At 72.2% G+C, this 12,202-nt stretch carries 7 protein-coding genes and 1 pseudogene; 4 read left to right on the top strand and 4 right to left on the bottom strand.

Features of this window, described 5'->3' with window-relative positions:
- Positions 1–215: 215 nt before the first annotated feature.
- Positions 216–1,082, top strand: a complete 867-nt coding sequence (locus IEZ19_RS41490) for a hypothetical protein (RefSeq protein ID WP_189316568.1) — start codon at positions 216–218, stop codon at positions 1,080–1,082.
- 80 nt (positions 1,083–1,162) lie between these two features.
- On the opposite strand, the gene IEZ19_RS41485 is transcribed toward IEZ19_RS41490, so the two are convergent.
- Positions 1,163–5,101, bottom strand: a complete 3,939-nt coding sequence (locus IEZ19_RS41485; protein WP_189316567.1) for a S8 family serine peptidase — start codon at positions 5,099–5,101, stop codon at positions 1,163–1,165.
- Positions 5,102–5,311: 210 nt separating this feature from the next.
- Between IEZ19_RS41485 and IEZ19_RS41480 the strand changes: the two genes are divergently transcribed.
- Positions 5,312–6,379, top strand: a complete 1,068-nt coding sequence (locus IEZ19_RS41480; RefSeq protein WP_189316566.1) for a helix-turn-helix transcriptional regulator — start codon at positions 5,312–5,314, stop codon at positions 6,377–6,379.
- A 280-nt stretch (positions 6,380–6,659) separates the two neighbouring features.
- Here IEZ19_RS41480 and IEZ19_RS41475 read toward each other — a convergent pair whose 3' ends face one another.
- Positions 6,660–9,071, bottom strand: a complete 2,412-nt coding sequence (locus IEZ19_RS41475; protein ID WP_189316565.1) for a SpoIIE family protein phosphatase — start codon at positions 9,069–9,071, stop codon at positions 6,660–6,662.
- Positions 9,072–9,111: 40 nt separating this feature from the next.
- Between IEZ19_RS41475 and IEZ19_RS41470 the strand changes: the two genes are divergently transcribed.
- The gene (locus IEZ19_RS41470) at positions 9,112–9,525 is read left to right on the top strand and encodes a substrate-binding domain-containing protein (RefSeq protein ID WP_189316564.1); all 414 of its coding nucleotides are present in this window, start codon (positions 9,112–9,114) and stop codon (positions 9,523–9,525) included.
- Positions 9,526–9,580: 55 nt separating this feature from the next.
- On the opposite strand, the gene IEZ19_RS41465 is transcribed toward IEZ19_RS41470, so the two are convergent.
- A complete protein-coding gene (locus IEZ19_RS41465; protein ID WP_189316563.1) occupies positions 9,581–11,185 on the bottom strand; it encodes an alpha-amylase family glycosyl hydrolase in 1,605 nt (534 codons plus the stop codon).
- A gap of 55 nt (positions 11,186–11,240) precedes the next feature.
- Here IEZ19_RS41465 and IEZ19_RS41460 point away from each other — a divergent pair.
- A pseudogene (locus IEZ19_RS41460) lies at positions 11,241–11,927 on the top strand (aldehyde dehydrogenase family protein); the annotation flags it as partial.
- Here IEZ19_RS41460 and IEZ19_RS41455 read toward each other — a convergent pair.
- Entirely contained in the window at positions 11,914–12,195 is a 282-nt protein-coding gene (locus IEZ19_RS41455; RefSeq protein WP_189316562.1) for a LysR family transcriptional regulator, read from the bottom strand. The pseudogene IEZ19_RS41460 and the gene IEZ19_RS41455 sit on opposite strands and share 14 nt — an antisense overlap.
- Between the last annotated feature and the right edge of the window lie 7 nt (positions 12,196–12,202).

Below are 12,202 nucleotides of genomic sequence, written 5' to 3'. Positions count from 1 at the left end.
AACCAAGATTCCAAAGCCTTCACAACGGTTGGAATCGAACAACGAATCGCTCTTGACCGCCGTTAGGGCGAGGTTGTGCGACAGCCTCTGCCCACTCCGTCGCGGCCCTCGAAACGGCCTCCGGTGGCGCAGAGGTCCGCCACTACGCGACGGCGACCGGGCGCTACGGCGACGCCATCACCTCGGACCCGGCTTCCGGCGCGTCGTACCAGGTCGTGGGCGCCACCGCGGATCGCGTCCTGCTGGTGCACCGCCGGGCGGAAGGCGGTGACGTGCGGGTGGAGACGTGGAACACCGGTACGGACACGCTGACCGGCGTCACCACACTCCCCGCGGACGAGTACACCTACGTCAGCGGCCGGGTGGACGACGTGCACGGCAAGGGCGCCCTGCTGCTGCACGGTTCCGGCAACGCCGACCTGGTCCTGCCCGTCGACCTCGGCACGGGCACCGCGGGCGAGCCGATCCCGGCCGACCCCGCCGGCGTCGCCGCCGGCACCTACAGCCTGCTGACCGTCGACACCCGCAGCGGGGACGTCTTCCTGGCCAAGGCGGCCGGACCGTTCAACTGCCTCGGCAGTGTCACCCCGGCCCGGGTCGATCTCACCGCGCGCACGGTGACCGGCCTCGGCAGCACCTCCGGGTGCAGCCATGGCATCGCCTCGGACGGTACCGGGTCGCTGTTCAACCTCTCGGCCACCGTGATCAGCGTCAACGTCGTACCCACGGGCGTGCTCACCCCGGTCGACGAGACCACGGGCGCGGCGGGCGACGTCGTCAGTGTGCGGTTGGGCAAGCCCTCCGCCCTCGCGGTGGACGGCGTCCACGGGATCGCCGTCGTCTCGTACCCGACGCCGGAGGGCCAGCCGTACTTCGGTGCGGGGATGTGGGTGCCGGACAACAACGCCACCGGCCAACTGGCGGTCGTGGACCTCGGATCCGGGGCGGTGATCCGCACGCTGACCGGCTTCGTCGTCGGCGGCCACGGCGGGGCCGAGAACGCCGTCCAGCTGGATCCGCGAACGAGGACCGGCTGGACGTACGGCCCGAACGACCAGCAGATCCAGCAGTTCAGTTACTGAACACCCCTGCCGGAGAACACCGCGCGGGTGACCGCCGCCCCGGGGAGGCGGCGGTCACCCGCGTTCCGTGTCGCCACGGCTCAATAGGTGAAGCGCTCCAGGCCGTCGGCCCAGGGGTTGACCAGGTACCCGCTGCGGGTGCCGGGGTCGAGGAACAGGCCGCGGCGGCTGGTGAAGTCGAAATTGGACGTGGACAGGGTGGAGTTCACGAGGTTGGCGATCGGGTGCCGGGCGAGGACCGCGCCGGTGTCCGGGTCGACGACGGTGATCTCACTCAGGGCGTTGTTGTCGCCCGTGGTTCCCTCCTCGTAGAGGCTGGCCACGAGGGCCAGATGGTGTTCGGTGTCGAGGACCGGCCACATGACGCCCCTGGTGCCCAGGTCCGCCGGCGTCGACGTGGTCAGGGTCTTCTGGTCCGCGGAGCGCCAGCTGCTCGTGGGGAACTCGCCGCTGACGTAGTTGGGGGTGGCGGCTCCGGCGGCGACGTAGACGCGGTCTCCCTTTCCGTCGGGCAGCAGACCCGCGGTGCACGCCGGCATGGTGGTCAGCGGGGACACCTCCCGGCTGCCCGGGTCGACGGACACGGCCGCGTAGGGGACACGTCCGGACAGGCACGGGCCCAGAGTGCCGGTGGTGGCGACGAAGAAGGTGCCGGTCGAGGCGTCCACCGAGACGTTGCTGAAGGCGCGTCCCGGGCTGGACTGGTTGAGCGGGAGCGGTGGGGAGACCTCGCCGGTGGTCATGTCGACGGTCCACAGATTCGCCACGCCCGTCACCCCGTCGAACGTCAGCACGGCGGCCCGGTGGTGAGCCGGGTCGACGACACCGCCCTGATAGTAGACCGATGTGGAACCGGTGCCCGGGTCCAGGGTGCTCAGCCGCACCTCGGTGCCCGTCGCGGTGTCGCGCAGGTCGACCTCGGGCAGCACACCGCCGGCGAACGGCCGGTGCGCGACGAGGGTGTGGCCCGTCGACGGGTCGGCGCCCACCACCATCTGCATCATCGAGGTGCCGGACTCGTGCGACACCTCCCTGCCGAGGCGTCCGTCGGCCAGCGAGTAAGCCGTGACGGCTCCGCCTCGCAAGGAGATCCCGCCGTCGTCACCCTCGGCGAAGTCGTCCGTGGCGAGCAGGGCCGTGCCGTCCTTCACCTCGAAGTTCTCGAGGACTCCGGAGACCGTGTCGCCGTCGAGGTACTGGACGAACGACGTGGGCGACGCCTGTCCGACGGGTTTGCCGTCGCGCGTGGCGAGGATGCGCACCGGATACTGCAGACCGGTGGGCAGGCCGAGGGACTCGAGGTCCAGAACGGTCCTCCCCTTGGCCGACGGCAGGAGTCGCAGCAGCGTGGAGGCGTGGTCGACACCGTTGTCGTCGCGGCCGCTGCCGTTCTGGTTGGTCGCGGTGTTGAGGGCCCCGTACAGGGTCGGTGCGGGCGTCAGGAACTCGATCGCGGCGCCGTCGGCGTGCGGTACGGAACGGGTGTCCCACGACACCGTCAACCCGCCGTCCGCGCGGGTCAGTTCGACGGCGTGCGCCGTGGCCGTGCCGCCTTGGCCCAGCAGCGGCGCCGACGGCCGCTGGTCCGCGTCGGGTCCGACGCGCAGGGCCCGGAAGTCGCCGAACACCTGGCCGTCGTAGAGGGTGATCCCGACGCCGTAGAGACCGGCGCCACCGGGGGCGAACGCGGTGGCCGGGATGGTCACCGAGCCCTTGGTGCCGGTGAGTCTGGTGCGCCACTGCGCGCGGAACTTGTCGCTGGTGGTGAAGGGGGTCCAGTGCCCGACCGAGGAGAGCACCAGTTCCGGGTCGGTGGCGTCGCGGAGTCCGGTGAGGTCGTAGTGGACGGTGACCGGTTTGCCGAGCGGGGCGGAGCCGGGGGTGCTCGGGGCCTGCGGCTGCACGTACCTGCCGTCGGAAGCGCTGAACGTGAGGGTCCGGGAGGCCGAGGCGACGACTCTGCCGTGGTCGAGCGCCTCGAACGTGGCCCGCACGCCGCGCGGTTCGGACGAGACGAGCGGAAGTCCGGCCGCGTCGAGCAGTTCGCGGGGCAGGACGCGCAGGCTCGGCCCCGTCGCCGGGATCGTCGTTCCCTTGCCGTCGACGCGCAGGCGGTACGTCAGCCCGTCGTGGGCGCCGGTGAGGTCGAGCCCGAACGTGATCGGTGAGACCGCGTTCTGGCCGGTGCCCCCCGGACCGGACAGGTCGATCGCGTCCGGGTCGGTCGCCTCGACGAAGGAGGTGGTGGGGGTGACGGACAGGAGCTGGCGCTCCGCGACGGACAGCCGTACGGCGGACGGGGTGACGGCGTGGCCGCGGGAGAGGACCTTCTCCACGGCCGCGGTCACGTCCAGCTGCGGGCCCATGTGCAGGTCCTGGTCGGCCTGCGGCGGCCGGGCCAGCGGCCGGCCCGTGTCGACGAGCAGGTCGCGGACCTGGCGCGGGCTGAGCCGCTGTCCGGTCGCCTCGGCCGCCGCCAGCACATTGGCCGCGGCCGCGGCGATCATGGGTGCCGAGGCGGACGTACCACCGTTGAGGACGACGCTCGGACCGTCGGCGGTGTGGATCAGGGACGGCAGGTTGTCGCCCGGCGCCGCCAGGTCGACGCGGCTGCCGAAGCCCGAGGAGTAGCCCGCGGAGCCGTTGTAGCGGGTCGTCGGGTAGACCGCCGTGCGGGTGTCGTCCGAGGTCAGGGTGTCGTCGACGGTGGTGCCGCCCGCGGCGATCACTCCGGTGTCGCGGACGAGCGACGGGGTGGTGGTCGGGGCGACGTCGTCGATGCTGGTCTGGGCGGCGGTCTTCGACGTCACGTTCGTCGGCGTGCTGCCGCCGTCCGGGCCCACCGAGACCGGAAGTCCCAGGCGTGTGCCGTCGTTGGAGGACACGACCACGACGATGCCCGAGTCGACGATGGAGCGCAGGGTGTCCCGGATCGTCGGGTCGTCCTCGAGCCAGCGGGAGGGGAAGCCGATCGATCCGTCGGTGCCGAAGCCCAGGCTCGCGGTGATGACGTCGGGGCGGGGCTTCTGGGCGGCCGCGGCACGCAGCGCCGTGGCGATGCCCTCGGCCGACGCCTCCTCGGGGACGACCAGCCGGTACTGCGCGCCGGGTGCGATGCCCAGCAGGTCGGTGACGCCGCTGCCGGTGGCCTCGGGGCGCTGTCGGTCGTGCGGCAGCGGAGCCATCATCGAGAAGTCCAGCAGCACCTCGGCGAGGTTGGGGTCCTGGCCCTCGGTGGCTCCGGCCGGGTCGAGGTGGCCCTTGGCGTCGCTGGTGTAGGTGGGGATGAGCGGCAGGGACGGGTAGTCCAGATAGCGCCGGCCGTCCTTGAGCACGGTGGTGGGGCCGTAGGCGCGCACGTAGCCGTCGCCCGCGTCGGCCATGCCCCGGTCGGTGAGGTCGCCCAGGGACACGTTGGTGACGATCTGGCCCTTGCCGGGCAGCGCGTCGAGCTGGGTCGCGGTGTCCTGGAAGGCGCCGACAGCGTTCACTCCGCCGGAGTTGAGGTACGACTGGAAGGACGTCGCGAGGCCCTGGTTGGCGGGCAGGCCGTCCGGGGCGGCGACGCGCTTGTCGGCCTGTCCGCCCGGGCCCTTGACGGCCGTGCGAACGCTCTTCGGGAGGGGCACGGCTCCCGAGTTCATGGTCTGCGGGCGGACGGCGGATTCGGCCCCGCCGGTCGCGGTGCCCACGTCGTACGGTGTCAGATCCAGGGCGTCGGCGCGGCGTTGGAGGAGGGCGGCGGTCGGGGAGATCGGTTCGCCGAGACCGCTGCGGCCTGGGGTGCCGGGGACGGGGAAGGCACGGGTGGTGCCGTCCTTGCGGGTCAAGGTGCCCGTTCCGTCGTCGGACCAGTGCACCACTGAGCCGTCGTCGAGGGTGAGGGAGTGCACGGATGCGGATGCGGGGGGCGCGGCCGAGGTGGCAGCGCCCGCGGCGTGGGCTATCGGGGTGGCGAGGGCTGCGAGCAGTACGGCGGCAAGCGCCGTCCGTCCGGCTCTGCCGAGGCGTGGGAACATGCAACGCCCTTCGAGGATGAGGCGCGGATCAGCCGCTTCGTCGGGACTGGAGCGACGGAGCGTGCTCAGGTTGACGGTGTCACGTCATGAGCAACAGGGTCCGGCCGCGGTGGATTCGTGCAATTGCGCACATGCGCTTCTCGCTCCACGGGGCGCGGCGTTGACGTACGCTTCACCGTAGATGGGCGATACAACAGGAGTTCGGGCTGCATGGATGTGATGTCGGACGGCCCGTGGGCGGGTATCGGGCTGGACGGGCTCGCCGGACGTGTCCTGGAATACCTGGTGGGCCAGTCCTCCGCCGATGCCGCCACGGTGGCGACGATGGTCGGCGCGGCCCGTGACGAGGTCGACCGAGCGCTGCGGTCCCTGGAGGACGCGCTCCTGGCCATGCCCGTCGGCGGCCGCCCCCCGCGCTGGAAGGCCGGTCCACCGCGCTCGTCCCTGGGCTCCCTGCTGGCCCGCAGACGTGCCGAACTGGCCGACGCCGAACGGTACCTGGAGCAGCTCCACGAGATCTACGACAGCACGGCGCGCCCGCAGCACCTGGTGGAGGTCATCGAGGACGCCGGGGAGGTCAGCGCCCGCTACACGCATCTCCTCAAGGCCAGCACGCGGGAAGTGCTGCACCTGGCCAAGCCGCCGTACGTGACCGGGCCCTCCGACAACGATGTCCCTCAACAGGGTTCTGCCCGGCTGGAGTTCCAAGCGGGCATACGGTTACGGTCGGTCTACGACGCCGAGGGCTTCACGGACACGGTGTCGCTGGAGACGGCTCTTCGGGGCAGCGCGGACGGCGGCGAGCTGCGGCTCAGCTCCCGAGTCCCCGTCAAACTCGTGCTGTTCGACCGCACCACCGCCCTTCTGCCCCTGCACGAGGACCGCCCGTCGGCGGGATCACTCGTGGTCCATTCGCCCGCAGTCGTCGGCGCTCTCGTCGCCCTGTTCGAGAACCTCTGGGAGCAAGCGGTGCCGGTGTCCCTGGAAAGCCGCGAGGACTGGCCGGTACCCCGTCGCAGCCGGGAGACGACACGGATCGACGACCGTACGCAGGCCATCCTCGATCTCATGGCGACCGGAATGAAGGACGACGCGATCGCCCGGGTGCTCGACATCAGCCGTCGGACGGTCCAGAAGCACGTGAGCGAGGCCGGCGCCGCGCTGGGTGCCAGAACACGGTTCCAGATCGCTCTGCGCGCGGCCGAACGAGGCTGGCTGAAGCTGGAACCACCCGTGCAGGAACCGGACGGGAAAGGACCGGAGCCGGGTGTTCTGTGATCCTGCGCAAGCCTGAGTGCCCAACCGGCCGCCCGGGCCGCCCCGTTCACGTCCGCAGCGGCCACCGCCACCGCGCCCCAAGGCCCTTCGGACACCGACGCCGGTACACCCTGCGGGTCACGGCTGCCGGTTACGCGCAGCTGACCCGGCCGACTGCGTCTACCGCGACCGGGGCGGCGCTTCCTCGGCCGGTCGGGGCGCCTTGCCGGACGGGACGGCGGGCCGGGGCGACGGCGCGTCGGAGCCACCGGATCGTTCCGGGAGCGCGGTCCCAGGGTGATCAAGCCGCGCGGCCCGCCTCCGGCGCGAGGCGCTGCTCGGTCCAGATGGTCTTTCCGTGCCGGCCGTACCGGCTGCCCCAGCGGCTGGTGAGCTGGGCGACGAGGTACAGGCCGCGGCCTCCTTCGTCGGTCCAGCGGGCTCGGACCAGGCGCGGCTGGGTGTTGCTCGGGTCGGTGACCTCGCAGATGAGCGCGGTGTCGCGGATCAGGCGCAGCCCGACCGGGCCACCGGCGTAGCGGAGAGCGTTGGTGACCAGCTCGCTGACGATGATCTCGGTGGCGAAGACGGGCTCGTCCAGGCCCCAGGCGGCGAGCTGATCGGTGGCGGCCCGGCGGGCGTCGCCCACGACGGCCGGATCGGCGGGGAACTCCCAGCTCGCGGTGTTCTCCGGGGGCAGGCCCCGGGTGCGGGCGAGCAGGATCGCGATGTCGTCGCGGGGAGCCCGACCGCCGAGGTCGGCCAGCAGTGTGCGTCCGATGTCGTCGAGGGCCCGGCCGGGACGGGCGAGCTTGACGAGATTGTCCGTCAGCCATCGGACGCCGCCCTCGATGTCGACGGCGTCGCGCTCGATCAGGCCGTCGGTGTACAGGGCGAGAACGCTGCCGGGCTCCAGTTCGACAGTCATCGCCTCGAACGGCATGCCGCCCACGCCCAGCGGGGGCCCGGGAGAGACATCGAGGAACCGGGCGGTTCCGTCGGGGCGGACGAGCACGGGCGGGGGGTGGCCGGCGCTGGCCAGCGTGCAGCGGCGGGTGACGGGGTCGTAGACGGCGTACAGACAGGCTGCACCCACGGTGTCCCGCTGTCCGCGGGGCGCCTCGGCCGCGACGCGCTGGACGAGGTCCTCGACGTGGGTGAGGAGTTCGGCGGGGTCGAGCTCGAGGTCGGCGAGCGTCTGGATGGCGGTACGGAGGCGGCCCATGGTGGCGGAGGCGGACAGACCGTGCCCGGCGACGTCCCCGGTGACGAGGGCGACCCGCAGTGAGGGGAGGGGGATGACGTCGTACCAGTCGCCGCTGACTCCGGCCATGCCGCCCGCGGGCAGGTAGATGCCGGCGGTCTCCGCCGCCGAGGTCTCGGTGGTGGCGCGGGGCAGCAGGCGCTGCTGGAGGGCGACGGCCGCGCGGTGCTCGCGGGTGTAGCGGCGGGCGTTGTCCACGCTCAGTGCGGCCCGAGAGGTGATCTCCACCAGCAGATTCACCTCGTCGTCGGTGAAGGGCTCCGGCTGGTCGGTGCGCCAGACCGTGACGACTCCGAGTACCAGGCCGCGTGCGTACAACGGTGCCACGACCATGGAATGCCCGCCCTTCGGGACGTACAGCTCGACCGCGCGCGGGTCACCCATCGCGGCGATCAAGGTCTCGCGGTCGATCCTGCTGGCCGTGCCGTGTTGCAGGCTGCGCAGAGTGGGCGTGTCCGGCACCGGAGGCAGCGTCGCCCCGCACTCCAGCAGACCGGCCGGCCACGCGCCGGTCGACGTGGCCACGGCACTGCGGCGCCAGTCCTGCCAGCCGCCGCCGACGGTCTTCGCGGGTTCGTCACCGGCGAGCACGGCTCCGGCGAGCTCCACCCACGCCATGTCCCCCACCGCGGGAACGAGAACGTCCACCAGGTCCTGCGTGGTGCGGACGACGTCCAGGGATCCGCCGATCCGCGTGGAGGCCTCGTGGAGCAGATCCAGTTGGCGCCGGGTCCGCTGCTGCTCGGTGATGTCGGTGATCATTGTGGCGACGCCCGTGGGGTGTCCCTGCGCGTCCTCCATCCGGAAGGCCGACTGGGAGAGCAGCCATTCCCGTCCGGGGGCGAGCGGCGAACGCATCCGCTGCACCCTCCCGAGGACCGGCACGCCCGTTTCCAGCACCTGACGCAGCGCCGACTCGGCGGCCGCGGCGTCCTCGGGCGAGATGATCTCCTGGAGGCGGCTGCCGATGGGCAGCGGCGGTCCGCCGAACATCTCCGGGGTGATGTTGGTCCGTACGAGGGTCAGATCCGTGTCGCGGAGACTGACCCCGATCCGGTTCTGGGCGAACAGCGAGCACAGGAACGATTCGTTCTGTTGCCACTCCGTCACGCATTGGGTGGGTGCCGCCAGGACGAGGACTTCGGAGGAGACATCCAGCCGCAGCGCCCGGAAGGTGACGTCGACCGAGCCGCCGGAACCGCGCCTGAGGCGTGCCCGGCCCGCCGCCGGAATCTCGGTCTCATACGGTGCGGTCCCGCACGGGTGGCCGGAAGGATCGGCCAGCAAGTCGTGGACGGGGTGACCGCAGACCTCGTCGGCCGTGCGCCCCAGCAGTTCCGCCGCGGTTCGGGACCACCGCAGTACGTTGCCGTCCATGTCGAGCACGGCGACGGCCGTGGCGCCGAAGAAGGATGCCCGGTGCCCTCCGTGATCGGTAGACGCACCCATCGTGCCCCTCGCGGAATGGAGCTCCTTTTATGTCAATTCTATGACGACGGGCCCCGCAAACCGCCGTCGGCTGGGGCGGCCGGAACGGCGAGGCGGGCCCCCGGGCAGGGCGGATCGAGGAGGAACACGGCAGCACCATGAGCACTCCGGCGGTCCGCGCCCCCTGGGCCTGGCGCTCGCCAACGACCAGATGGCCGTCGGCGCGCTGCATGCGCTGGCGTCGTCCGGCATCCGGGTGCTGGACGACATGGTCGTGACCGGCTTCGACGGCATCCCGCTGGGCCGCACGGTGCGCCCGGCGCTGACGACCGTACGACAGCCGATGGCGCGGTTCGGGCAGGAGGCCGTCGAACTCCTCGTGGCCAGGATGACGGACCGCCAACGGCCGTCCGTGGCACGGGTGTTGCCGGCGAGGGTGACACCGAGGACGAGCTGCGGCTGCGCCGAGGGGTGATCGCGTATCAACTGGGGGTGCCCTGGACCGTGACCGCCACCGGCACCGCGTCCGCTCAGAGTTCGAAGACGCCGTACCCGAAGCCCTCCGCCCGGATCCGCCCGTCCGCCACGGTGACACCGCGCGCCTCCAGGACAACCGCCTCGTCCACCGGGGCGCCGGTCTCCGCCGCGTTCCGGCGTGGGTTGACCACCACGAGGTGGCGGCCACCCCGGACGTACACCAGCGGGTAGTCGGCGTGCAGGACCTCCGTGCCGCCCTTGGCGCCCAGCTCCGGGGTGGCCTTGCGCAGTGCGATCAGGCGGCGCACCAGGTGCAGCAGGGAGCCGTCGTCGGCGAGTTGGGCCGTGACCGTCGGGCGGCCCGGGTCCGGGTCGAGGGGGAGGTAGAGGCGATCGGCGGAAGCGGTGGAGAAGCCGGCATTGGGGGAGTCGTCCCACTGCATGGGGGTGCGGGAGCCCGCGCGGTTGTAGCGGGGGCCGAGCCTGCTGCCCTCATGGTCGGGCAGACCGGGCACGTACCGCATGCCGATCTCGTCGCCGTAGTAGATCGCGGGCAGCGTGGGCCAGGTGAGCAGGAACACGAAGGCGGCGGGCAGTTGTTCGGCGGTGCGCGGGCCGCAGGCCAGCCGGGAGAAATCGTGGTTGGCACTGGGCACGGCGACGAACCCGGCGTCGCCGACCGCGTCGGCCGCCGCACGCCAGTCGTCGAGGAACGTACGCGGTGAGCCCTTGCCGTCGGCGTCGAAGTAGGCGGCGTGCGGCTCCCACGCCTCGTTGACCGTGCCCGTGGAGTTGTTCCACAGCGAGCGCAGCGCGAGACCGTCGTCCTTCGGGCCGAACTGCAGGAGGAAGTCGGCGTGGAAGCCCGCCGGGACGGAGGTCGCCGGGTCGCCCCACTCGGCGAGCAGGGCCGCGTGCGGGTGCGTGGCGTCCAGCCAGGCACGCAGTTCCCGCCACAGCGCCACGGTCTGTGCCTGGCCCGGGTCGTCGTCCTTGACCAGGGAGGCCGCCATGTCGACACGGAAGCCGGACAGGCCGAGGCCCAGCCAGTGGTCCATGACGTCGCGCAGCGCCTGCCGGTTGGTGCGCGGGCCGTCGGCGTCGACGGGCAGCCGCCAGGGCTCGGCGTCGTTCGTGCGGGCGTAGCCGAAGTTGAGGGCGGGCTGGGAGTCGAAGAAGTTCGGCAGATAGGAGCCGGGCCGGGTGCCCGGCGAGGCCACGAAGCCGGCCGGGGGAACTGCCGGTTCGGCGAGGTGGCCTGGTTCGGCCCAGATGTAGCGGTCGTCGGACGGGTCGTTCGCCGACGCGGTGAACCAGGGGTGCTGGTCGGACGTGTGCCCGGCCACCAGATCGAGCAGGACGCGGATGCCGCGGTGCCCGGCAGCGTCGGCGAGCCGGGCGAGGTCGTCGTCGGTGCCGTAACGCGGGGCAACGGTCAGGTAGTCGGCGACGTCGTAGCCCGCGTCTCGGAACGGTGAGGCGAAGCACGGGTTGAGCCAGACGGTGTCGACGCCGAGCCAGGCGAGATGGTCCAGTCTGGCCTCGATGCCGGCGAGGTCGCCGATGCCGTCGCCGTTCGAGTCGGCGAAGCTCTGCGGATAGATCTGGTAGAGGACGGCGTCGGCGAGCCACTCGGTGGCCGGGCGGGTGGGGGTCATCGTGGCCGGGTCCTTCCCTGCGGGCGGCGTGAGGGGCGACGTACGCGAGGGTACGGTGCGCGGGCGCGCCTGGCACGGGAAGATCTGGCTCGACGGCTGGACCAAGGGCGGCGCGGGCACGCTCGACGTGACGGAGCCCGCCACCGGCAGCAGCCTCGGCAGCATCGGCATGGCCGACGCCTCCGACGTGGCCCGGGGCGCCGCCCGCGCCGCCGAGGCCCAGCGCGCATGGGCCGAACTGCCGTACACACAACGGGCGCACGTGCTGCGCCGCGCCGGACAGCTGTGGGAGGAGCACGCCGCCGACGTCCAGTGGTGGATCGTCCGGGAGGCCGGATCGCTCACCCCGAAGGCGCAGATGGAGACGCACGCCGCCGCCCAGGAGTGCTACGAGGCGGCCGCGCTGCCCTCGCGCCCGTACGGAGAGCTTCTCGCGAGCGAGCAGCCGCGCCTGTCGATGGCCGAGCGCGTCCCGGCCGGTGTCGTGGGCGTCATCGCCCCGTTCAACTTCCCGCTGATCCTGTCGATCCGCTCCGTCGCCCCGGCGCTCGCGCTCGGCAACGCCGTGATCCTCAAGCCGGATCCGCGCACCGCTGTCAGCGGTGGTGTCGCGCCGGCCCGGATCTTCGAGGAGGCCGGACTGCCCGAGGGCGTGCTCACCGTGCTGCCCGGCGGGGCCGACGCGGGCAATGCCCTTGTCGAGGACCCGCGGGTGCGCGTCATCTCCTTCACCGGTTCGACCGGCGCCGCAGGAGCAGACGCGCATGCGTGAGTACGGCCTCCCCCGCGGGCGTGAGTTGTACGCCGTGTGCGCGTCGCCGCACGCAGAGTGTGGTGCGCAGGGTGCGCTCCAGCTCCGTCAGCGCCAGCGACACCGACGACTGCGAGACGAGCAGCCGCTCGGCGGCCCGGCTGATCGCCCCGGTCTCGGCGATGGCGACGAACACGTGCAGCTGCCGCAGCGAGAACGAGGGAAGACGGTCTGTCCGGGACGTCCGGCCACTCGGCACTTGCGCC

The organism is Streptomyces brasiliensis (genome assembly GCF_014647875.1).
Lineage (GTDB): Bacteria > Actinomycetota > Actinomycetes > Streptomycetales > Streptomycetaceae > Streptomyces > Streptomyces brasiliensis.
The sequence above is the reverse complement of the archived record's forward strand: the minus strand, read 5'-3'. Positions and strand labels throughout refer to the sequence as shown.